Annotated in this window: 18 protein-coding genes; 8 read left to right on the forward strand and 10 right to left on the reverse strand. The window is 69.8% G+C overall.

Annotation, left to right across the window (positions count from 1 at the left end; translation table 11 throughout):
• Nucleotides 1–143 precede the first annotated feature (143 nt).
• Nucleotides 144–1,181 carry an SPFH domain-containing protein gene (locus AB7E35_RS13190; RefSeq protein ID WP_428167703.1) on the reverse strand — a complete coding sequence of 346 codons (1,038 nt, stop codon included), beginning with the start codon at nt 1,179–1,181 and terminating at the stop codon, nt 144–146.
• A gap of 189 nt (nt 1,182–1,370) precedes the next feature.
• Between AB7E35_RS13190 and AB7E35_RS13195 the strand changes: the two genes are divergently transcribed.
• Entirely contained in the window at nt 1,371–1,646 is a 276-nt protein-coding gene (locus AB7E35_RS13195) for a DUF2061 domain-containing protein (RefSeq protein ID WP_428164260.1), read from the forward strand.
• A 178-nt stretch (nt 1,647–1,824) separates the two neighbouring features.
• A complete protein-coding gene (locus AB7E35_RS13200) occupies nt 1,825–3,570 on the forward strand; it encodes an MFS transporter (RefSeq protein WP_428164261.1) in 1,746 nt (581 codons plus the stop codon).
• 66 nt (nt 3,571–3,636) lie between these two features.
• On the opposite strand, the gene mltA is transcribed toward AB7E35_RS13200, so the two are convergent.
• Nucleotides 3,637–4,839, reverse strand: a complete 1,203-nt coding sequence (gene mltA / locus AB7E35_RS13205) for a murein transglycosylase A (RefSeq protein ID WP_428164262.1) — start codon at nt 4,837–4,839, stop codon at nt 3,637–3,639.
• Here mltA and AB7E35_RS13210 point away from each other — a divergent pair.
• A complete protein-coding gene (locus AB7E35_RS13210; RefSeq protein WP_428164263.1) occupies nt 4,772–4,915 on the forward strand; it encodes a hypothetical protein in 144 nt (47 codons plus the stop codon). The two genes, mltA and AB7E35_RS13210, sit on opposite strands and share 68 nt — an antisense overlap.
• 134 nt (nt 4,916–5,049) lie before the next feature.
• Entirely contained in the window at nt 5,050–5,694 is a 645-nt protein-coding gene (locus AB7E35_RS13215) for an OmpA family protein (RefSeq protein WP_428164264.1), read from the forward strand.
• 44 nt (nt 5,695–5,738) lie between these two features.
• On the opposite strand, the gene AB7E35_RS13220 is transcribed toward AB7E35_RS13215, so the two are convergent.
• The 4 genes from AB7E35_RS13220 to AB7E35_RS13235 all read right to left on the reverse strand — a co-directional run bounded on the left by AB7E35_RS13220 (nt 5,739) and on the right by AB7E35_RS13235 (nt 13,556).
• On the reverse strand, nt 5,739–6,383 hold the full coding sequence (locus AB7E35_RS13220) for a response regulator transcription factor (RefSeq protein WP_428164265.1): 645 nt from the start codon (nt 6,381–6,383) through the stop codon (nt 5,739–5,741).
• A 119-nt stretch (nt 6,384–6,502) separates the two neighbouring features.
• Complete coding sequence (locus AB7E35_RS13225; protein ID WP_428164275.1) at nt 6,503–8,506, reverse strand: ATP-binding protein; 2,004 nt, start codon at nt 8,504–8,506, stop codon at nt 6,503–6,505.
• 86 nt (nt 8,507–8,592) lie between these two features.
• Nucleotides 8,593–9,408, reverse strand: a complete 816-nt coding sequence (locus tag AB7E35_RS13230; RefSeq protein ID WP_428164266.1) for a carbon-nitrogen hydrolase family protein — start codon at nt 9,406–9,408, stop codon at nt 8,593–8,595.
• A complete protein-coding gene (locus AB7E35_RS13235; protein WP_428167704.1) occupies nt 9,405–13,556 on the reverse strand; it encodes a YhdP family protein in 4,152 nt (1,383 codons plus the stop codon). The genes AB7E35_RS13230 and AB7E35_RS13235 overlap by 4 nt, the downstream gene beginning before the upstream one ends.
• Nucleotides 13,557–13,687: 131 nt before the next feature.
• On the opposite strand from AB7E35_RS13235, the gene glnE reads away from it, so the two are divergent.
• Together glnE and AB7E35_RS13245 are read left to right on the forward strand one after the other, a co-directional pair.
• Nucleotides 13,688–16,450, forward strand: a complete 2,763-nt coding sequence (gene glnE / locus AB7E35_RS13240) for a bifunctional [glutamate--ammonia ligase]-adenylyl-L-tyrosine phosphorylase/[glutamate--ammonia-ligase] adenylyltransferase (RefSeq protein WP_428164276.1) — start codon at nt 13,688–13,690, stop codon at nt 16,448–16,450.
• A 165-nt stretch (nt 16,451–16,615) separates the two neighbouring features.
• The gene (locus AB7E35_RS13245; RefSeq protein WP_428164268.1) at nt 16,616–17,254 is read left to right on the forward strand and encodes a glutathione peroxidase; all 639 of its coding nucleotides are present in this window, start codon (nt 16,616–16,618) and stop codon (nt 17,252–17,254) included.
• A gap of 346 nt (nt 17,255–17,600) precedes the next feature.
• Here AB7E35_RS13245 and AB7E35_RS13250 read toward each other — a convergent pair whose 3' ends face one another.
• Nucleotides 17,601–18,215 carry a glutathione S-transferase C-terminal domain-containing protein gene (locus AB7E35_RS13250; RefSeq protein ID WP_428164269.1) on the reverse strand — a complete coding sequence of 205 codons (615 nt, stop codon included), beginning with the start codon at nt 18,213–18,215 and terminating at the stop codon, nt 17,601–17,603.
• Nucleotides 18,216–18,312: 97 nt separating this feature from the next.
• Here AB7E35_RS13250 and purB point away from each other — a divergent pair, with 97 nt between their 5' ends.
• Nucleotides 18,313–19,692: an adenylosuccinate lyase gene (gene purB, locus AB7E35_RS13255; RefSeq protein WP_428164270.1), complete on the forward strand. Its 1,380-nt coding sequence runs from the start codon at nt 18,313–18,315 to the stop codon at nt 19,690–19,692.
• Between the two features lie 86 nt (nt 19,693–19,778).
• Nucleotides 19,779–20,339, forward strand: coding sequence for a YaeQ family protein (locus AB7E35_RS13260; RefSeq protein ID WP_428167705.1), 561 nt, complete (start codon nt 19,779–19,781; stop codon nt 20,337–20,339).
• Between the two features lie 43 nt (nt 20,340–20,382).
• Here the strand turns inward: AB7E35_RS13260 and AB7E35_RS13265 are convergent, their stop codons facing one another.
• The 3 genes from AB7E35_RS13265 to AB7E35_RS13275 all read right to left on the reverse strand — a co-directional run.
• On the reverse strand, nt 20,383–21,528 hold the full coding sequence (locus AB7E35_RS13265; protein ID WP_428167706.1) for a S66 peptidase family protein: 1,146 nt from the start codon (nt 21,526–21,528) through the stop codon (nt 20,383–20,385).
• Between the two features lie 220 nt (nt 21,529–21,748).
• Nucleotides 21,749–22,051 carry a DUF2007 domain-containing protein gene (locus AB7E35_RS13270; RefSeq protein WP_428164273.1) on the reverse strand — a complete coding sequence of 101 codons (303 nt, stop codon included), beginning with the start codon at nt 22,049–22,051 and terminating at the stop codon, nt 21,749–21,751.
• On the reverse strand, nt 22,039–22,459 hold a 421-nt coding region (locus AB7E35_RS13275), incomplete at its 5' end, for a DUF3717 domain-containing protein (RefSeq protein ID WP_428167707.1). The genes AB7E35_RS13275 and AB7E35_RS13270, both read right to left, overlap by 13 nt.

The raw sequence follows: 22,459 nt of genomic DNA on the forward strand, positions 1-22,459 counted from the left end.
AGGGAGAAATACCGGCGCAACCGATCGCCCTCGCCCCTTTGGGGAGAGGGAGGGGTGAGGGGCCTGTACGGCATGTGCATAGTCAGGTGTTTTTGGCCGCTGGCGCCCGTCCTGCAAGCGCCAGCAGCTATCGAAAAAGGAGTTCAGACCAGCTTTTTGAGCAGCTCGGTCTTCTTGGCGTCAAATTCTTCCTGGGTCAGGATGCCCTTGGACCTGAGCTCGCCCAGCTTTTCCAGCGTGGCCATCACGTCTTCGGGTTTGACGCCCACGGGCGCGGCCTGCGACGCTGTTGGCGCCGTGCCGCCCTGCAGCCCCTGCGCCAGGTTTTGCGCCAGCACCTGGCCCAGCGCCACGCCCGCGCCCAGGCCCATGGCGTCGCCCGCAATGCCGCTGCCACCGCCGCTGGCTTGGGCAAATTGAGGGATGGCCTGCGCCGTCTGGTATTGCATGAAGCGGCCCATGTCGCCCCCGACCATGCCCATGCCGATCTTCTGGTCCAGCACCTTTTGCAGCTCTTCGGGCAGCGAGACGTTTTGCACCGTCATGCTTTCAAGCTTCAGGCCGATCTTGGCGAACGCGGGCTGCAGCTCGTGCGCCAGCGCGTCGGCAAACATCACCTGATTGGCCGCCAGGTCCAGAAACGGCAGGCCGCTGCCGGCAATGGCGTTGCTGATGTTCTGCAGCACCAGACCGCGCAGCTGGCCGTCCAGGTCGGTTGCCGGGTAGGACTCGCGCGTGCCCGAGATTTCGGTATGGAACAGCTTGGGGTCCGCGATGCGGTACGCATAGTTGCCGAAGGCGCGCAGGCGCACGGCGCCAAAGTCCTTGTCACGGATGGTGATGGGCTGGGGCGTGCCCCATTTCTGATCCACCTGCTGGCGCGTGCTGAAGAAGTAAACGTCACTCTTGAAGGGCGACTCGAAGAGCTTGTCCCAGTTCTTCAGGTAGGTCAGCACCGGCAGGGTCTGCGTGGTCAGCTTGTAGGTGCCGGGGCCGAACACGTCGGCCACCTGGCCCTCGTTGACGAAGACGGCCATCTGCGACTCGCGCACCACCAGCGTGGCGCCGGTCTGGATTTCCATGCCCGCCATCGGGAAGCGCCAGGCCAGGGTGCCGTCGCCGTCCTCGGTCCACTGAAGGATGTCGATGAACTGCTTCTTGATGAAGTCCATGAGGGCCATGCGCGTGCTCCGGGTGGGGGTGGGGGGTGAAAAAAGCGAGTGGTCATCATAGCGACGACCCGTGATGGGGCGGTGCGGCCTGCCGGGTGGAAGATTGGCTGTCGATAGTGCCTATCTACCAGTTAGATGGAAGCAATTGGATTTTGTTAATGCGAACCACTACCATCCATGACACCCAAGGAGAAAGCCATGTCCCGCATCCGCGCCGCAGCCCGCCACAACATGCCCACGCTGGCCAAGACCGCCAGCTACTACCTGATCCACATCTGCGTGGCCGCCCTGGTGGCCTACGCGGTCACCGGCAACCTGATTGCATCGCTCACCCTCAGCCTGCTGGAGCCCACGGTGCAGGCCGTGGCTTTCTTCTTCCACGAGAAAGCCTGGGATCGCGCGCGGCAACGCCGCCAGACCGCCGCCGCGCACAGTGCAGCGCAACCCCACCCCTTGCAGGCCGCCCATGCGTAGGGACGCCCGCGCGGCAGCCTTTGCCGACTGGCTGCTGGAGCGCCTGGCCGGCCTGGCCTGCGCCGGCTGATGCGCCAGCGCACCTGCCGGCGCCGCAGGGGTAAAAAATCCGACCGCGGCTGCAGGATGCGCTGGCGGCGCGGCACACTTGGCGCATCGCCGCCACAATGGCACGCACATGCCGCCACTACCACCACTGGACAGCGGGCCCGCCCGCACCCCATCGCCTGAAACCGCCGACGCGCCTGGCGTAACGCCCGCTGCCGCCGCGGCTGTGGCCGACGCCACCGAGGCCGCTGCCGCTGCCGAGGCCGCCGCCGCCGCTGACTTGCGGCGCACCGCTGCCGAGCGCGCGCAGCAGTCCACCCTGGCGCCGCTATCCGTGCCGGTGTTTCGCATGCTGTGGCTGACCTGGCTGGTCGCCAACACCTGCATGTGGATGAACGACGTGGCCACCGCCTGGCTCATGACCACGCTGACCACCTCGCCCGTGCTGGTGGCGCTGGTGCAGACGGCATCCACCCTGCCGGTGTTTTTGCTGGGCCTGCCCAGCGGCGCGCTGGCCGACATCCTGGACCGGCGCCGCTACTTCATGGTCACGCAGTTCTGGGTGGCGGCCGTGGCCGTGGTGCTGTGCGTGGCGGTGCTGGCCGGCGGGCTCAACGCCTGGCTGCTGCTGGCGCTCACGTTTGCCAACGGCATCGGCATGGCCATGCGCTGGCCGGTGTTCTCGGCCATCGTGCCGGAGCTGGTGGATCGCCATCAGCTGCCCGCGGCGCTGGCGCTCAATGGCGTGGCCATGAACGCCTCGCGCATCATCGGGCCGCTGCTGGCCGGTGCCATCATTGCCAGCGCGGGCAGCGCCTGGGTGTTCGTGCTCAACGCCGCGCTGTCGCTGGCGGCGGGCTTCACCATCATGCGCTGGCGGCGCCAGCCCACGCCCAACCCGCTGGGGCGCGAGCGCCTGACCAGCGCCATGCGCGTGGGCCTGCAGTTTGTGCGCGAGTCACCCCGCATGCGCGCCGTGATGTGGCGCATCTCGGTGTTCTTTTTGCACGCCACGGCGCTGCTGGCGCTGCTGCCGCTGGTGGCGCGCGATCTGCACGGCGGCGGCGCGGGCACCTTCACGCTGCTGCTGGCCAGCATGGGCGCGGGCGCCATTGGCTCGGCCATGTTTTTGCCGCGCCTGCGCCGCATGATGGCCGCCGACCAGCTGGTGGCGCGCGGCATGCTGCTGCAGGCCCTGGCCACCGCCACCGTGGCCGTTGCGCCCAATGCCTACATCGCCCTGCCGGCCATGGTGGCCGCGGGCGCGTCCTGGATCATCACCGCCAATGTGCTGCTGGTGGCGGCGCAGTTTGCCCTGCCCAACTGGGTGCGCGCGCGCGGCATGTCCATCCTGCAGATGGCCATGATGGGCGCCACCGCCGCGGGCGCCGCGCTGTGGGGCCAGGTGGCGGCGCTGACCACGGTGCACGTCAGCCTGGCGCTGGCCGCCGCCGTCGGCGTAGGCGTCATGACCCTGGTGCAGCGGCTGGTGAGCGACCGCCACGGCGAGGAAGACCTGAGCCCCTCGCGCGCCTTCAAGATGCCCCAGGCCGACACACCCCCCGCCGCGGGGCTGCGCCTGGTCACCAGCACCGAATACTTCATCCACCCCGCGCGGGCGGCCGAGTTTCGCGCCGTGATGCAGGAAAGCCGCCGCGCGCGCATCCGCCAGGGCGCCCTGAGCTGGGAGCTGCAGCACGACATTGCCGACCCGCGCCGCTACGTGGAGCGCGTGGTGGACGAGTCCTGGACCGAGTACCTGCGCCGCTTTGACCGCGTCACCGCATCCGACGTGACGCTGCGCGACCGCAAGTACGCCTTCCATGTGGGCGACGCGCCGCCCGTGGTGTCGCGCTACGTGGTGGAGGGTGATTGAGTTTTTCAATCAAATCAGCCTCTGGCGCTTATCCGATAAGCGCTAGAAGCTATCAATCTAATAGCATCACCTCGGCCATAGTGCCCACAGGCGCAGGTTCTGCTTCAGGCGCCCCGCCACGTCGCCCGCCTCGGGGCCCCAGCCGGTGAAAAAGTCGGCGCGCACCGCGCCCACGATGGCGCTGCCCGTGTCCTGCGCCAGCACCAGGCGCGACAGCTGCACCGTGGGCCCGCTGGAGGCCAGCCACACTGGCGTGCCGTACGGAATGCTCTGGCGGTCCACCGCGATGGAGCGCCCCGGCGTCAGCGGCACGCCCTGCGCGCCCTTGGGGCCGAAGGCGGCGTCCAGCGCATCCAGCGGCTCCTCGCGAAAGAACACGTAGCGCGGGTTGGACCACAGCATCTCGTTGACGCGCTGCGGGTTTTGCGCCACCCAGGCGCTGATGCCGGGCCAGGTGGCGTCGCGCACCAGGCCCTGGTCCAGCAGCCAGCGGCCCACGCTTTTGTAGGGCTGGTCGTTGGTGCCGGCATAGGCCACGCGCACCAGCCGCACGCTGCCGTCGGCCTCTTGCACGCGCAGCCGGCCCGAGCCCTGGATGTGCAGCACCAGCGCCTGCACCGGGTCGCGCACCCAGGCAATCGCCCGGCCGGCCAGCGCCGCCTGCGCCGCGGGCAGGGTGTCGATCTGCTGGCGGGTGTACCAGGGCTTGCGCGTGGCCAGGTCGGCCGGCGGCGCGTACAAGGGCACTGCGTAGCCGTTGCCGGGTTGGCGTGCGGCATCCAGGTAGGGCTCGAAGTAGCCCGTCAGCAGGCCGTCCGAGTTGCCCTCCAGCGACTCGATGCGGTAGGGCTGCAGGCGCCGCATCATCCAGCCGCGCTGCTCGTCCGGGCTGGCAATGCTCAGGCGGCGCACCTCGCCGCACAGCGGCGCGAAGGCGGGCGCGGGGCGCTCGCAGCTGCGCAGCCAGGCGTTCCAGGCCTCGTGCAGCGCGTCGCCCTCCAGTCCCGGCAGCTCGCCCCAGTCCACCGGCACCCAGCGGCTTTTGGACTGCACCAGCGTGCCCGGCACGGGTGCCGCCGCTGTTGGCGGGGGCGCAGCCTCGGGTGCCGTGGGCACGGGCGGGGCCGGCGGGCGGGTGGAGCAGGCCGCCAGCGTTCCTACAATCAGCGCCGATACCATCAGGCGCAGGAGACGAAGATTCATGGGGCTGATTTTGCTTGAAGCGCTGCTGGCGCTGCTGATTCTGGTGGCAATCGTCTGGTGGACCATGTTTTCGGGCCGCCCGCGCGGCGAGCCGCCGCCGCACGAGTCCGACGGCGACGGCCCCAGCCGCCCGCGCGACTGAGGCGCCGCTGCGATGCGCCGCGTCCTACAGACTGCCGGGGCGGCTGTTTGTTACGCTTGCGCCACCCAGCAGCGCGCCCGCTGATTCATCCTTTTGCATGCCGGGCGGCGCTTGGGCCACAAAGGAGTCTTTTTATGCGCAAACCTCTTCTCGTCGGCGGCCTGGCGGTTGCCTTGTTCGTCTCTGGCTGTGCCAACATGACCGACACCCAGCGCCGCACTGCCACCGGCGCCGGCGTGGGCGCGCTGGCCGGCGCCGTGATCGGCTCGGCCACGGGCGGCAAGGCTGGCACGGGCGCCGTGATTGGCGCGGGTGTGGGCGCCCTGGGCACCTACATCTGGTCGCAACAGATGGAAAAGCAAAAGCAGGAAATGCAGGCCGCCACGCAGGGCACTGGCGTGTCGGTGACGCAGACGGCGGACAACCAGCTCAAGCTGGACATTCCCAGCGACATTTCGTTTGCCACGGGCCGCTCGGACATTCAGGCCAACTTCCGCCCCATCCTAGATCGTTTTGCCGATGGTTTGCGCAACAACCCCAATGCCGAGGTGCGGATCGTCGGCCACACCGACTCCACCGGCAGCGATGCCATCAACAACCCGCTGTCACTGGACCGCGCCACCAGCACGCGCAACTACCTGACCAGTCAGGGCGTGAGCGGCGCGCGCATCCACGTCGAAGGCCGCGGCTCGCGCGAGCCCATCGCCACCAACGACACCGCCGACGGCCGCTCGCGCAACCGCCGCGTGGAGATTTTTGTGGGCGAGCGCCAGGGCTGATCACGCTGGCTGCGCCCTGGACGGCCCCGTCCGGCCGGGGCGGTTCAGGGTGATGAGGAGCGCAGCAGGTTGGCCAGCTCCACCGCAGACTTGACCTGCATCTTGTCGAACACCCGCGCGCGATGCACTTCCACCGTGCGCACGCTGATGTCCAGCTGGTCGGCGATGAGTTTGTTGGGCAGGCCTTCGACCACCAGGCGCATCACGTCGCGCTCGCGATCGGTCAGCTCGGCCAGCCTGCCCTGCAGCTGGTGGCGGGCGTGGCAGGCATCCAGGTACTGGGCCGACTGCCCCAGCGCCGCTTGCACGCGGTCCACCAGCTGGTTGTCCGAGAAGGGCTTTTCGCAGAAGTCGAATGCGCCGCGCTTGACCGTGGCCACGGCGGTGGGCACATCGGCGTGGCCGGTCAGAAAGATCACCGGCATGCCTGCGATGTCGCCGCGCTCCACCAATTTGTCAAACAGTGCCAGCCCGCTCATGCCGGGCATGCGTACGTCCAGCAGCAGGCAGCACGGCTGGCGCTGGTGCAGGCCGCTGGCGGTGCGCTCGGCCAGCATCAGCTCGAAAGCCTCTGCGCTGGCAAAGGCTTCGCTGAGCACGCGGCGCGAGCGCAGCAGCCAGGCCAGGGCCTCGCGCACTTCGGCGTCGTCGTCCACGATATATACGGTGGCGTTGGAGGCGGGTTCCATATCAGTTTTCCGTTGGGCCAGGCACCGCGCGCGACCTGTGAAACTGGCGCGCCCCAGGCCAGGGCCGCCGCCGCGCAAGGGCTGCCGGCGTTGGCAGCTGCATGGAGACGCGAAGCGGATCAGGGGGCTGTTTCATGGTGCGCCGGCAGGGTGAAGGTGAAGACCGTACCACGCGGCTGGCGCGCCGCATGGTGCAGATGGCCGCCGTGCTGCTCCACTACCGTGCGGCACAGGCTCAGCCCCAGGCCCATGCCCTCTGCACGCGTGGTGTAGAACGGCGTGAAAAGCCGCTCGGCCACTTCGTCGGCAATGCCGTTGCCGATGTCGGCCACTGAAAACTCCAGCCATCCCCGGGCGGCATTGCTGGCTGCGCGGCACACCCGCAGGTCCAGGACGCGCGGGTGGATCTGCGGGTCGTCCATCGACTGCATGGCGTTGCGCGTGAGGTTGAGCAGCACCTGCTCGACCATGGTGCGGTCGCACAGCGCGGGGGGCAGGCCCGGCGCGATGTCAAGCACCACGCGCACGCCGGTCTTGCGCGCCTGCAGCCGGATGAGTGGCAGTACCGCATCAAACAGGTCCTGCGCAGCCACCGGTTCGCGCGACTGGTCGCGCCGGCGGATGAAGTCGTGCACGCTCTTGATCACGCGGCCCGCGCGCTCGGCCTGTTGCGCGATGCGCTGCACGCCGGTGCGCACGTCCTGCAGGTCTTGCGGCGATGGCGCCTGCCCGCCCGCTGTGGGGGCCAGCAGGTTCAGCGAGCCGTTGGCATAGCTGGCAATGGCGGCCAGCGGCTGGTTCAGCTCGTGGCTCAGCAGCGAGGCCATCTCGCCCACGGTGGCCAGGCGCGCCGTGGCCTGCAGGCGCTCTTGCGATGCGCGCGAGAGTTCTTCCACGCGCCGCTGCTCGCTCACGTCCAGGAACGAGCCCATCCAGCCGGTGTGCAGGCCTTTGGCATTGATCAGCGGGGCCTCGTAGATCATCACCGGAAAGCGCGTGCCGTCCTTGCGCATGAAGGTCGATTCATAGCCCTCGCGCGGCGGTTGCAGCTGCCCGGACAGGCGCACGATCTGGCGGTCGCCGTATTCCTGCGCATGCTCGGGCGGCCAGTACGGCAGCGGCGAGGACTGTCCCACCAGCTCGTCGGGCGCGAAGCCCACCATGTCGCAAAACGCCGGGTTGACGTAGGTGATGCGTCCGTACAGGTCACGCGCGCGCAGGCCGGTGACCAGCGAGTCCTCCATGGCCTTGCGAAACGCCAGCGCATCGCCCAGGTCGCGCTCGGCGCGCAGGCGCCGGCGGTTGTCGCGCACCAGCACCACCAGCACCGACACCAGCGCAATCGACATGCCAGTGACCAGCGCCGTGAGCACGTTGGGGAACACGCTGGGCGCCGCGTGCCAGCCGTTCAGGCGCAGCACCAGCGTGTTGCCCGGCAGATCGAACAGCTGCTGCGCGGTGAACATGCGCGTGCCCCGGCGGACGGCGCCCACCAGCGCCAGGCGCGTGCCGTCGGTTTCGGTGAACGATGCCTCCTGCGTGCGCTGCAGGCTGGGCGCCACCAGGTCGTGCAGCACCGTGGGCAGCGCGTACGTGGCCACCACGAAGCCGCGCGTGCGGCCGTCGGCGATCAGCGGCAGGCAGACTTCCATCATCTCGGCGCCCAGCCCGTCGGGCAGGGGCTGAAAGTAGCTGCTGGAATACGACGGGCCGCCGATGCGCCCTGCGTTGGTGCACGCCAGCATGGTCTCGGAGTGGGGGCTGCTGCGCATGCCGGGGTCGCCGTACTGCGGGCGGTGGGGTGACTCGGCATGGGCGCGCAGCTGCAGCTGGGTGTCACGCCACTCGATGTGCGCCAGCTCGCGCCGCGCGGTCAGCAGCTCGGCCGCGCGGGCCTCCCACGAGGCCAGGTCAGGCCCGCCCGACTGCAGCGCCTGCAGGCTTTGCAGGTTCTGTGCGAAGGCGCTGCGCAGGTCGGCCACGGCGTCGGCGGTGTCGCGCTCCAGGCGGCTTTGCACCTGGCTGGCCTCGTAGCGCCCGGCCAGCCATACCTGCGTGACCAGCATGCCGGCCACCAGCGTCACCAGCAGCGTCCATAGCGACCAGCGCCGCCACGCGCCCATCCAGCGGCGCCAGCGCAGCGGCGTCTCGTCCCCGGGCGGCTGCGCGGCGGGGCCCGGCAGCGCTGGTGCGTGTGGCCTGGCGGTCATCACAACACGCGGTGCTCAAGCGCCGGCAAGCGGCTGCGCAATTGGCGCAGGTGGGCCGCGTCCAGCGTGCCCACCACCACGCCCGCGCCCTCGGGCTGCTGCGCCAGCACCTGGCCCCAGGGATCCACCAGCATGCTGTGGCCCCAGGTGCGCCGCCCGTTCTCGTGCAGGCCGCCCTGCGCCGGCGCCAGAACGTAGGCCAGGTTTTCCACGGCGCGTGCGCGCAGCAAAAGCTCCCAGTGGGCACGCCCGGTGGTGTGGGTGAAGGCACTGGGCACCAGCAGCAAGTCGGCGCCAGCGCGCGCGTGGTGGCGGTACAGCTCGGGAAAGCGCAGGTCATAGCACACCGACAACCCCACGCGCCAGACATGGCCGCTGCGCGCCGGCAGATCGAACTGCACGCAGCGGCTGCCGGCGGCGATGGTGCGCGCCTCGTCAAACTGCTCGCCGCCGTTGTCGAAGCGGAACAGGTGAATCTTGTCGTAGCGCGCCGCGCACTGGCCTGCGGGCGAGAAGACCAGCGTGCTGTTGTGCACCCTGTCGGGGCTGCCCGTGGCCAGCGGCAGCGTGCCGCCCACGATCCACAGGCCCAGCTCGCGCGCGGCGCAGGCCAGCAACTGCTGCACGGGGCCGTCGCCCGGGTGCTCGCGCAGCGCCAGCTTGTCGCTGTCGCGCAGGCCCATGCCGCTGAAGTATTCGGGCAGCACGGCCAGCTCGGCGCCGGCCTGCGCGGCCTGCTCCAGCAGCTGGCGCGCCTGCGCCAGGTTGGGCGCCAGCGCCACGCCCGACACCATTTGCAAGGCAGCGACTTTCATGGTTTTCCTCCGGATGCGGCCGGGGCGGCGCCCGTCTGGCCTGCCTGGCCTGTTGTGGCCCGGCGGCCCTGGATGCGCTCCACGCGCGGGTCGGCCCAGGTGCCGTCGATGCGAAATTCCTGCGTGGCCGCCTGGATCAGCGGCCCGCGCAGGAACACCTGCGCCAGAAAACTGCCTAGGCCCACCACCGGGTTGATGGCCGTGGCCACCAGCGAGGCGGTCATGGCGTTGATCTCGGGCACCACGACCACATGCATGTCCTGCGTCTCGCGCTCGATGTTGGCGCTGCCCTCCATCAGCACGGCGGCGTTCACGCCCTTCATCTGCAGGTTGTTGGTGGTGGCCACACCCTGCTCCACACGCACGTCGCCGCGCACGAAGTCAAAGGCAAAGCCCTGGCTGAACACATCGCGAAAGTCCAGCGCAAAGCGCCGCGGCAGCGACTGCAGGCTCAGCACGCTCAGCAGCTTGGCCAGGCCGGGGTCGGCCTGCAGAAACTGGCCGGATTCCACATTCAGCTTCATCTGGCCGCTCATGGTGCGGTAGTCGGGCGACAGCGGCGAGCCCTGCCAGCCCACCTGGCCGTCGATGCGCCCGCGCCCGCTGCGCAGCACGCCGTCCATGCCCAAGCGCGCCAGCAGGCCGCCCGAGTCGCGGATGTCCAGCTGAAAGTCCAGCACCGTGCGGGTGGGCGCAGCGCCGCCCGCGCCCAGGCGCAGCGCCCAGTTGCCGCTGGAGGTCAGCACCGCCTCGGGCGCCGACAGGTTGAACTTGGCCAGCTGCCATTCGCGCTGCGTACCCGCCACGGTGCGGTTGCGGGCCTCGATTTCCAGGCGGCCCAGGCGCCGGCCGCGCAGCTCGAAGTCTTGCACCACGATGTCCAGCGCAGGCAACTGCCCCGGCTGGCCTTCATCGAGCAGCGCATTGACCTGGGTGTCTGCCGCCTGCGGCAGCGACAGCCGCGACAGGCGCGCAAAGAGCCGGCCCGCCGCCGCATCGCCCGCTGCGCCTGCCGCACCTGCTGGCCCAGAGCCTGGCCGGTATTCCAGATAGCCGTCCAGCTCGCGGGCGCTTACGTTGCCGCGCCACACGCCGCCCGTGTGCGACAGGCCCGTCACCACATCGTGGAGCGTGCGCCCCTGCAGCGTCAGCGTGGACGCGCGCAGCGCCATGACGCCGGGGAGATAGTCCGCCGCCGTGTCACCGGCGGTGCCGGGTGACGACTGCGGCCCGCTGGCGGGCGCGGCGGGCGCATCCAGCACGGCGCTCCAGGCGTCGGCATCAAGGGCGGCAAACATCGCCAGCGCGGACACGCCCTGTTGTGGCAGGGACGGCACTTGCGCAGCCGGCACGCCCACGGACACGCTGCCGCGCAGCACCCGCGGCTGCTCGCCGTCGATGGCGCGCACATAGCTCAGGCGCGCCAGCTCGCCCAGTTCCAGGGTCAGCTGGTCATGCAGCGGCGCGCTGTCGGAGGCCGCGGCCTCGCGCGTGAGCTGGTTGTCAAAGCGCACCGGCAGTGCCGCCTGCGCCGTCTTGCCCAGGGGCGCCGGCAGCGCCAGCCCCATGCCCACCAGGTCGCTGGCCACCTGCATCTCGGCCACGCCCCGGCGCATGCCCAGGCTGACGGTGTAGGCGGCGGCGCCGCTGGCGTGCTGCGACAGCCGCGACAGCAGCCCTAGCTGCGGCGATTCGCGCAGGCCCTCCGCGGTGGCCGTGCCGCGCGCGCGCACGCGCAGGGCGCCCGCCTGCGGGGCATTGGCGGGCGGCGGGGCCATGCCGCCTTCCAGCCGCACCTCGCCGCCCAGGGCGCGGCCCTGCACGCCGGCCAGCGTGAACCCGCTGTGGGTGAACTGAACGGCACCGCGCGCGCCGCGCACCGTGGGCGCCTCTGGCACGAAGCGCACGTCATTGCCCGCCAGCGTGAGGCTGCCGCGCACGGTGGAGCTGTCGATGTTGCTGATCGGCAGGTTCAGGCCCAGTTGCAGACCGGCCATGCCGGTGGCGGTGGCGCGGCTCAGCGCGCCGTTGGTCAGCCGCGCCAGGGGCGAGGTGCTGACCAGCGCCAGCATGTCCGGCAGCGGGCCGCGCACGTCGGCGTCCACCTCGACCACGGTGTTGTCCAGGTCGGCAATCCTGGCCGTGACCTTGTGCGCGCGCACCGCCGGCCGGCTGGCAAAGTGGCCCGTGGCGTTGCGCACGGTCATGCCTGCGCGGTCAAAGACCACCTCGCCCCGCAGCCCCGTGAGCGCCGGCCAGGGCTGGTCGCCCGGGGGCAGCAAAGACGGCGGCACATATGCCAGGGTGACGTCTTTGACCTGCGCCGCGATGTGGAACTCGCCCTGGCGGGGCACATGGCCGTAGGGAAAGTCGTGCAGGTCGCCCTTGATCCGAAATTGCGTCTGGCTGGAGCTGCCCGACTGGATGGCCTCGCGCACATAGCGGCGCGAGTCCGGCGGAACCGTGAGCGGCAGGTAGCGGTGCACGCGCGTGGCGTCGGCGCGCGTGAGCGTGCCCGACAGGTCCAGCACCCCCGGAAAGCGTGCCCGCGCGGGCGACGTGGCCGGGTCGGCCGTGCGCCAGGCCAGGCGCGCCGTGCCCTGGGCGTCGGCGTTGGCAAAGTACAGGTCGCCGGCCTGCACGGCAATGCGCTCGCCGTCGATCTGCCACTGCACGGTGCCGCCCAGTTGCTGCACCGGCACCACCGGGTCTTCAAACACCCCGGGCATGACCAGCGTGCCGTCGGTCATGGCCAGCGTGACGCGCCCGCCCGCCTGCGTGAGGTCGAAGTCCACGTTGGCGCCGCTCAGGCCGGCCACCGCGGGTGCTGCGGCGGTCTTGTCTGGCGCTGCGGGCGTCTGGCCTGGCGCCGCCAGCGCCAGCCCCGCCACCCGGCCGCGTGCCTGGTATTGCGTCGGCTGCTCCAGCGGGCCTTGCCAGTCGGCCTGCAACTGCTCCACCAGCCCTTGCGGCGCATAGGTTTGCAGCGCGCTGTGCATGGCAGCGTCCAGCGGCAGCCGGCTGGCCACCTGCGCCAGCGCGGCCAGGTCCAGCCGGTCGGCGCTCAATGCGCCTTGCTGGCGGCCTTCGGTGCCGGTGTGGCGCAGCGCCAGGCTGCCGCCGGGCCAGCGCAGGCCGTCTTCGGCCAGAAATTGCAGGTCGCGGATGGCCAGCTCGAAGCCGTCGTCCAGCCAGCGCCCGCTGACCCGGCCCGTCACCGTGCGCAGCGCCAGCGGGCGCAAGTCCGGGCCCAGCGTGGCGTTGACCTCGCCGAGCGCCATGTCGGCCGCGCCGCCTGCCAGCTTGCCGCGCTGCACGTCCGCCCAGGCGCGCAATGCGCCATGCCCCTGCGCCACCTGCAGCGCGCCCAGGTCTGCATGCCGGTGCAGGCGCGACACGTCCACCCGCGGGAAATGCGCGTACAGCTGGCCGCTCCAGCGCTGCCAGTCGCCCGCGTGGGTGGACAGCAGCGGCTGGCGGAACTGCCCGCGCAGCGTGAACGCCTCGCCCCATTCGGGCGGGGGGGTGGCGTCCAGGCGCACGCTGTGGCGCCGCCCGCGGTTGCGCAGCACCAGATCCACCTGGGTGAGCGCCAGCGGCTCGGCGCCGCGCAACTCGTCGGTCCAGCGCAGGGTGCCGCCGCGTATGGCCACCTCGGTCTGCTCGAACAGCCAGTCACTGGCGGCGCTGCTGCCGTCCTGCGGGCTGTCGCGAAACGCCAGGCCGGCAATGAAGATGCGGCCGTCGCGCTCGCGGCGCATGTCCAGCGCCGGCCCTTCTATATAGAGCTGCTCGAACCCCAGGCGCAGCAGCGAGCGCGGCGACAGCACCGCCACCACGCGCGGCAGGTGCAGCGCCTCGCGGCCCTGCGCGTCCAGCAGGGCCACGCCCGACAGCTCCACCGTCGGAAAAACCCCCTCGCTGCGCGCGGATACGGCGGCAATGCGCACCGGCACCCCCAGGGCGCGCTGGGCCTGGCTTTCCAGTAGCGGACGAAAATCCCCGATCCGCGGCACAATCCAGCCATGCAGCCCTCCCCAGGCAGCCGCCAGCAGCAGCCACAGCGCCACCAAGGCGCCCAGACCCCATCGAGCACAGCCATCCAACAGTTTGAGCAAACGGGAAGGTTGGGATGGGGGCTCTGTCATGGCAGCGGAAAAACGATGGCAGGAATTATGACCCGCCCATCCCCCGAGGGTTCAGCACACAACGGTGACGTGATGTACGCCCGCGCCCGGCGCAGCGGCCGCACGCGCACCCCGCCGCCCCTGCCATGACCATGCCGTCGCCCGACTCCCTTTGCGCCATTGCGCCCATCAGCGCGCCCGGCACCGCCCCTGCCGGTGTGCCGCTTTCGCACTACTCGCGTTTTCACCAGCGACTGCACCGCCGCTACCCGGCGCAGCTGCCGCTGCTGGCGCCGGGCATCCCCAGCCGCGACACCATGGAGCAGACCTGCGACGCGCTGCTGGCGCAGGGCCATGACCTGGGCGCTGCGCTGCGCATCCTGCGCCAGCTGGTCATGGAGCGGCTCATCACGCTGGACTGCGACCAGGGCGCGCCGCTGCCCAACATCACCCTGCCCGTGACGCGGCTGGCCGAGGTGGCGCTGGACCGGGCCTGCCGCCACGCCCGCGCCGAGCTGGACGCCCGCCACGGCGCCCCGCAGGGCCCGCAGGGCCAGCCGGTGCAGCTGTGGATCGTGGGCATGGGCAAGCTGGGCGCGCGCGAGCTCAACGTCTCCAGCGACATCGACCTGATCTACGTCTATGAGCACGACGGCGAGACCGCCGGCCTGCAGGACGGGCGCGGCAAGCTCTCCAACCACGAATACTTCGCCCGCGCGGTCAAGGCCATCTACAGCCTGGTGGGCGACAACACCGAGCACGGCTTCGTCTTCCGGGTGGACCTGGCGCTGCGCCCGCATGGCAACTCCGGCCCGCCGGCCGTGTCGCTGTCGGCGCTGGAGGACTACCTGCTGGTGCATGGCCGCGAATGGGAGCGCTTTGCCTGGCTCAAAAGCCGCGTGGTGGCGCCGCGCGACTGCCTGGGCATGCCCAACGTGCAGGCGCTGCGCGGCGTGGTGCTGCCCTTCGTGTTCCGCCGCTACCTGGACTACAGCGTGTTCGACTCGCTGCGCACGCTGCACCGCCAGATCCGCGACCATGCCGTGCAGCGCAGCGCCGGCCGCCCTGAGCGCGCCAACGACGTGAAGCTGTCGCGCGGCGGCATCCGCGAGATCGAATTCACCGTGCAGCTGCTGCAGGTGGTACGCGGCGGCCAGTTCCCCGAGCTGCGCTGCCGCCCCACGCTGGAGGCGCTGCAGCGCCTGGCGCGCGCTGGCCTCATGCCGCAAGACACCGCCGACCGCCTGGCCAGCGCCTACACCTTCCTGCGCCGCGTCGAACACCGCATCCAGTACCTGGACGACCAGCAGACCCATGTGCTGCCCACGCGCGACGACGACCTGGCCTGGATCGCACACACCCTGGGCCTGAAATGCTGCGATTTCCTGCGCGAGCTGGACGCCCACCGCGAGCTGGTGGCCCAGGAGTTCGACATCCTGCTGGGCGATGCCGGCCACAAGCCATGCGCCAACGGCCACTGCGGCGGCCCGCGCGCGGCCGACACATCCACGCCCGACCTGGATGCGCTGCTGGAGCAACTGCCGCCCAAGTTGCGCGAGCGTGTGGCCGAGTGGCGCACGCACCCGCGCGTGCAAGGCCTGCGTGACGAGGCGCGGGCGCGGCTGCTGCGCATCATGCAGCGCACCGGCCGCTGGCTGGCCGAGGGCCAGGTCACCGAAGAGGCCGCCGTGCGCCTGGCCGGCTGGCTGGAGCCGCTGCTGCGCCGCGAAAGCTACCTGGCGCTGCTGCTGGAGCGCCCCTCGGTGCACGAGCGCCTGCTGCACCTGCTGGGCGCGGCCAAGTGGCCCGCCCGCTACATGCTGCAGCACCCGGGCGTGATCGACGAGCTGGCCGGCGGTGCCCTGCTGTCCGAGCGCTTCGTGCCCCAGGACTTCGAGCGCGAGCTGGGCCTGCGCCTTGCCGCGCTGCAATCCACGGGCGAAGCCGACGACGAAAACCTGCTGGATCTGCTGCGCCGCGCCCACCACGCCGAGACCTTCCGGACGCTGGCGCGCGACGTGGAAGGCCGCATCACCGTCGAGCAGGTGGCGGACGACCTGTCCGCGCTGGCCGACAGCGTGCTGCGCGTCACCGCGCAGTGGTGCTGGGACCGGCTCAGGGGCCGCCACCGCGAGCAGCCGCAATTCGCCATCATCGGCTATGGCAAGCTGGGCGGCAAAGAACTGGGCTACGGCAGCGACCTGGACATCGTCTTCGTGTTCGACGACGACGACGAGCGCGCCGCCGAGGTCTATGCCGCGTTTGCGCGCAAGCTCATCAACTGGCTCGCCGTGAAGACTGGCGAGGGCGACCTGTTCGAGATCGACACCGCCCTGCGGCCCAACGGCAACTCGGGCCTGCTGGTGACCAGCTTCCGGGCCTATGCCGACTACCAGCAGCAGCGCGGCAGCAACACCGCCTGGACCTGGGAGCACCAGGCCATGACGCGCGCGCGCTTCGTGCTGGGCAGCGAAGATCTGCGCGCGCGCTTTGACGCCGTGCGCCAGGCGGTCATCACCGCCCCACGCGACCGGGCCGCGCTGAGCACCGAGATCATCGCCATGCGCGAGCGCATGCGCGCCGCCCACCCGGCGCCGCAGGGGCAGTTCGACATCAAGCACAGCCCTGGCGGCATGGTGGATGTCGAATTCGCCGTGCAGTACCTGGTGCTGGCCCACTGCGCCGCCCATCCGCAACTGCAGGACAACGTGGGCAACATCGCGCTGCTGCAGCGCGCCGAGGCGGCCGGCCTGCTGCCCGCCGGCGTGGGCCGCGCCGCCGCAGATGCCTACCGCACGCTGCGCCACGCCCAGCACCGCGCCCGCCTGAACGACGAGCCCACGCGCGTGCCGCCCGACACGCTGGCCGCCGAGCAAAGCGCGGTGCGGGCGCTATGGCGCGCGGTGTTCGGCTGAGGGCAGCAGCCGCGCAAGAAAGCGCCCTGCTGGCGACCCTCCCGACCGCATCGCAAGCCGCTGAAGCCCCTGTTTGGGGCAGGGCCGATGGGGCGGGCCTCTCGGGCGCATGGCAGGCATGGTGCAAAGTGCTGCGTCTGTAGCCATTCGACTCCAAGGCCCGCCATGCCCAGTCTGAACCTGCCCTCCTCACCGCGACCGCGCCTTGCGCAGCCAGGCGCGTTGCTGTTGTGCGCTGCCCTGGCCGCTACCGCCGCCGCTCAGGCCGCGCCCGCTGCTGCGCAGCCCAGCGGTACGGCGAAGGTCACCCATCAGGCCTGCCCCGCGCTGCTGCAGCACACCGTGCCACGCTTGCAGGATGAGGCGCCGCAATCCCTGTGCCAGTACGCGGGCAAGGTGCTGCTGGTGGTCAACACCGCCAGCTATTGCGGCTTTACCGGCCAGTACCAGGGACTGGAGGACTTGTACGCACGCTACAAGGGCAAGGGGCTGGTGGTGCTGGGCTTTCCGTCCAACGACTTTGCGCAGGAAACCGGTAGCAACACCGATATTGCCGAGTTCTGCGAAAACACCTTCGGGGTGCGTTTTCCGATGTTCGCCAAAAGCGCGGTGAAGGGCGTCGATGCGCTGCCGCTGTATCGCCAGCTTGCGGGTGCGTCGCAAGGCCAGGCGCCGCGCTGGAACTTCCACAAGTATCTGGTCAGCCGCTCTGGTCAGGTGGTGGGAAGCTATGCCAGCTCGGTAGAGCCGCAAAGCAGGGTGCTGGTGCAGGCCATCGAGCAGCAACTGGCGGCGCCGCGCTGACCGGCGTGCGGACTGCCCCTTGAGAGTCCGACTGACACGTCATCTGACAGATTTGTGAAATTTTTTGCGCAAAAGGTCTGGAACTTTCTGACGGAGGCCTTACTCTAGACAGCACTGACGGCCAATTGCCTGCTCTGGATGCAGAGCCTGAGGCGCCGGATCAGAAACAGTTTTAAAGTTGCGAAGTCCTCCAGGCACTGCCTGGTTGCAACCCCGGGGCGCTTCTCCTCCCTCCCTCTCTTCATTCGTTTCGGGGCGCTTCGCAACTTTTTTTATTCGGCAGCAAAAAGCGCGCACTTCCCTGGCGGAAGGCGCGCTTTTTTGTTGCGGGGCGCTGGCGGGTTGCTTAGCGCGGCCGGGTGTCGATAAAGCTCTGGCGTTGCATCAGCTTGTCCATCAGGCGCGCCAGGTTGGGGTGCGCGGTGCGCCAGTCCAGCTGCGCAAAGCGAAACTCCAGCCAGCCCAGGGCGCTGCCCACGGCAACGTCCGACAGGCTGAAATGGCTGCCGCTGCAATAGGGCTTGTCGCCCAGCCCCTGGCTCATGGCGCGCAGGCTGCTGTGCACCTTGCCCAGCTGACGGTCGATCCAGGCCTGGCAGCGCTCGGCGTCGTTGCGGCCGGCCCAGGTGGCTTCCAGGCGCGCGAGGATGGCGGCGTCCAGCAGGCCGTCGGCCAGCGCCTCCCAGGTCTTGACCTCGACACGCTCGCGGCCTGACGCCGGTATGAGCCGGCCCACGGGCGACAGCGTGTCCAGGTACTCCACGATCACGCGCGAGTCGAACACCGCCTCGCCGCCCTCCAGCACCAGGCAGGGCACCTTGCCCAGCGGGTTGGAGCCGCCGATGGCCGTGTCATCGGACCACACGTTTTCCTCCTGAAAGGGGCAGTCCAGTTTTTTTTCGGCCAGCACCACGCGCACCTTGCGCACATAGGGGCTCGTCAGGGATCCGATCAGCTTCATGGTTTCCTTGGCGCCGCGTGGCGGCTGGGTTTTGGGGCGCGCCGATTCTATCGGCCGCTGTTTCAGCGTGCGGGGCGGCCACCTACAATCACGCGCCATGAGCCTGTCCACCATTACCGCACTGTCGCCCCTCGACGGCCGCTACGCCGCCAAACTCTCTGCCCTGCGCCCCATCATGAGCGAGCACGGCTACATGCACCGCCGCGTGCAGGTGGAGGTAGCCTGGTTCATTGCGCTGTCGGATGCGGGCTTTGCCGAATTCAAGCCCCTTTCCACCGGCGCGCGCGCCTACCTGCTGGGGCTGGTGAAGCATTTCTCCGAGGCTGACGCCGCCGCCATCAAAGAGATTGAAAAAACCACCAACCACGACGTGAAGGCCGTGGAGTACTGGATCAAGTCCAAGTTCGAGGCCCGCCCCGAACTGGAAAGGGCTGCCGAGTTCGTGCACTTTGCCTGCACCAGCGAGGACATCAACAACACCAGCCACGCGCTGCAGATCCGCTCGGGCCGCGACCAGGTCATCCTGCCGGGGCTGGATCGCATCGTGCTGAAGTTGCGCGAGATGGCCCACCAGTTTGCCGACGTGCCCATGCTCAGCCGCACGCATGGACAGACCGCCAGCCCCACCACCGTGGGCAAGGAGCTGGCCAACGTGGTGGTGCGCCTGAACACCGCAGTGGAGCGCATCGCCGCCGTCAGGATTCTGGGCAAGATGAACGGCGCCGTGGGCAACTACAACGCCCACCTGGCCGCCTGGCCCGACTTTGACTGGGAAGCCTTCAGCCGCAAGGTGGTGGAGACGCCCGAGCCGCTGGGCCTGGGCCTGACTTTCCAGCCCTACAGCATCCAGATCGAGCCGCACGACTACATGGCCGAGCTGTTCGACGCCATCGCCCGCGCCAACACCATCCTGATCGACCTGTCGCGCGACATCTGGGGCTACGTGTCGCTGGGCTACTTCAAGCAAAAGCTCAAGGCGGGCGAGATCGGCTCGTCCACCATGCCGCACAAGGTCAACCCCATCGACTTTGAAAACGCCGAGGGCAACCTGGGCCTGGCCAACGCGTTGCTCAGGCACCTGTCCGAAAAACTGCCCGTCAGCCGCTGGCAGCGCGACCTGACCGACAGCACCGTGCTGCGCAACATCGGCGTGGCGCTGGGTTACGCGGCGCTGGCCTACACCTCGCTGCTGACCGGCCTGAACAAGCTGGAACTGAACGAGGAAGCCCTGGCCGCCGACCTGGACGCCAGCTGGGAAGTGCTGGCCGAGCCCATCCAGACCGTGATGCGCCGCTACGGCGTGCCGGGCGCCTACGAAAAGCTCAAGGAAGTGACGCGCGGCAAGACCGTGACGGCCGAGGCGCTGCATGCGCTGATCCACAGCCTGGAGATTCCGCAAGCCGACAAGGATCGCCTGCTGGCCATGACCCCCGGCAGCTACACCGGCAAGGCTGGCGAGCTGGCACGCCGCGTCTGATCCGCGGGCTGCCTGAAGTTTTATAGCCTTTTTGCCTGCCCGCGCTTGCCAGTCAAGCGCGGGCAGCTCTCATTTTGAAAGCGCCCATGGCCCTCAAGTCCACCATCTTCAAGGCCCACCTGGCCATTGCCGACATCGACCACGGCTACTACGCGGATCACGCCCTGACGCTGGCGCGCCACCCCAGCGAGACCGACGAGCGCATGATGGTGCGCCTGGCCGCGCTGGCGCTGCAGGCGCACCAGCTCAACGACCTGTGCAACGGCGACGGCCAGCTGGCCTTTGGCGCCGGCCTGTCCGATCCTGAAGACCCCGACGTGTCGCTGACCGACTTCACCGGCCGCAAGCGCCTGTGGATCGAAGTGGGCCAGCCCGAGGACAAGCCGCTGAGCAAGGCCTGCAGCAAGGCCGATGCCGTGATCGTGTACTGCTTTCACCACGCCGCCGAGGTGTGGTGGAAGGGCATCGAGAGCAAGCTCTCGCGGCTGGACAGGCTGCAGGTCTGGCGCATTCCCAGCGAGGCGTCGCAAGAGCTGGCGCGGTTGGCTGAGCGCAGCATGCAGCTGCAGGCCACGGTGCAGGAAGGCGCGCTGACCATCAGCAGCAACCTGGGCAGCGTGCACCTGGAGGCAGTGCGCTGGAAGTAAGCACGGTGCCTGCGCGACCGGGCCGCTGCGGCCCCTGCGGAATTCAGACCACCAGCGCCTGATCGACGCGCACGCCCTGGTGGTCGGCGTCCAGCGTCACCAGCGCGCCCATCGGCAGCGTGAGGTTGGGGTCCACATGGCCGCTGCGCCAGCCGGCCAGCACGGGCACGTTCAGCGGCACAAAAAACTCTTGCCACAGGCGCTGCAGGCGCGCCGCGTCCAGGGCCACCTGCGCGGGGCTGCTGCCGGCGGCAGACACATCCGAAAAATCCCCGATCAGCACGCCGCGCACGCCTTGCAATTTGCCCGCCAGGCGCAGCTGGGTCAGCAGCCGGTCGATTTTGTAGGGCGGCTCGCCCACGTCCTCGATGAACAGGATGGCGTCTTGCGTGTCGATCTCCCAGGGCGTGCCCAGGGTGGAGCCGATCAGGGTCAGGTTGCCCCCCACCAGCCGGCCCTGCGCCGCGCCGCAGCGCAGGCTGTGCAGCGCAAACTGCGGCGGATGGGGCAGCCAGCTGCCCGCCACCTGGCGGCCCTGCAACTGGGCAAACAGCGCCGCTTCCGTGGGCGTCTGGCGGTTGCGCAGCAAGTCGGACGTGAGCATGGGCCCATGAAAGCTGACAAACCCGGCGTGGCGCGCCAGGGCCAGGTGCAGCGCGGTGATGTCGCTGTAGCCCACAAAGGGCTTGGGGTGGCTGCGCAGCAGGGCAAAGTCGATTTGCGACAGCAGCCGGGCGCTGCCGTAGCCGCCGCGCAGGCAGACGATGGCGTGCACGCCGGGGTCGGCAAAGGCGGCGTGCAGCTCCTGCAGGCGCTGGGCGTCGCTGGCGGCCAGGTAGTCGTCCTGGGCCGGGTCGCCGGTGCCCGCGTAGGCGCTGGGGTACAGGCGCGCCGCAAAGCCGCGCTGGGCCAGCCAGTCGGCTACCTCTTGCGCGCGCCCGGCGGCGGGCGACGCTGGCGCCAGCACGGCCACGGTGCCGCCGGGCCGCAGCGCGGGCACGGGCATCAGGCCGCTGACCACGCCCGGCGCACCCGGCATGGCGGGTGCGCAGACCTGCGGCTGGGCCTGCGGGGGCACCGGCGCTGGCGCGGGCGGCTCAGGGGGCAAGTCGCCGCCGCCGCCGCAGGCTTGCAGCAAGGCAGTGGCGCCCAGGGCGCTGGGCAGGGTCAGAAAAAGGCGTCGGTGCATGGCGGCAGGCGGGGAGTTGTGACAAAAAGGAACGCTTGTATGAAAAAGCGAGCGCATTGTCACCCCGCGAATGGCCGCCAATCGTCACCCATGGCCGCAAATGCACCGCTGACACCCAAGCGGCGCCGAAGGTGCGCCTGGCGGGAAATCTGGGCTTGATGCTAAAAGTGGCTGCAGCCCAGGTAAATCAAGCGCTAAAAGCTATTAAAAATATAGCAATTTACTGCGGCATCAGCGCGCCGCAGGCCCAGCATTGCTCAAAGCCGCCTTCCACCACTTCGCCGCAGCGGCAGCGCCAGTGCCGTTGCGGCAGGTTCTGCAGCTCGTGCAGCAGCGCAAGGGCGCGGGTGGTGTGTTCGGCATGCTGCAGCCAGATCTCGGGCAGGCATTCGTGGGGCGGCAGCTGGCCTGCGGCTGCGCCCAGGTACTGGCGCTGCACCGTGGCGGGCAGGCCGGCCTCGCACAGCAAATCGGCCCACAAGGTGGCCAGCGCAATGTTGGGCGCCTGGGTCAGTCGCTGCATGGCGCTTGTTGTGCCGCCCGCTCGGCGTAGCGGTTGAAGCGCAGGGCCGTGCCTTCGCGGGTGATGCGCCGCCACACGGCGCGCTTGTCGGCCGGGCCCATGGCCAGCCAGTGCTGCACTTCGTCAAAGCTGCGCCCGCAGCCCTTGCACCAGTCGTCGCCCTGGCTGGTGGAGCAGATGGCGATACACGGTGTGTCCGGCGTGGTGTCGTACCAGGCCAGCCAGGCCGCCAGCGCGGCAGGCGGCAGGTGGTCTTGTGGCACCTCGTGCTGGCGGCGGAACACCATCAGCGCATACACCTCGCCCAGCGCGCTGATCTCGGGCGCCAGCGCCGCGCCGGCGCTGGCGGGCGCGCGCTCGCGCCAGTGGTTGATGGCGGCTTCGATGTCGGTGATGTGGATGGGAGAG

The sequence above is a fragment of the Diaphorobacter sp. genome, from assembly GCF_050251835.1.
Taxonomy (GTDB): domain Bacteria; phylum Pseudomonadota; class Gammaproteobacteria; order Burkholderiales; family Burkholderiaceae_C; genus JBFXIE01.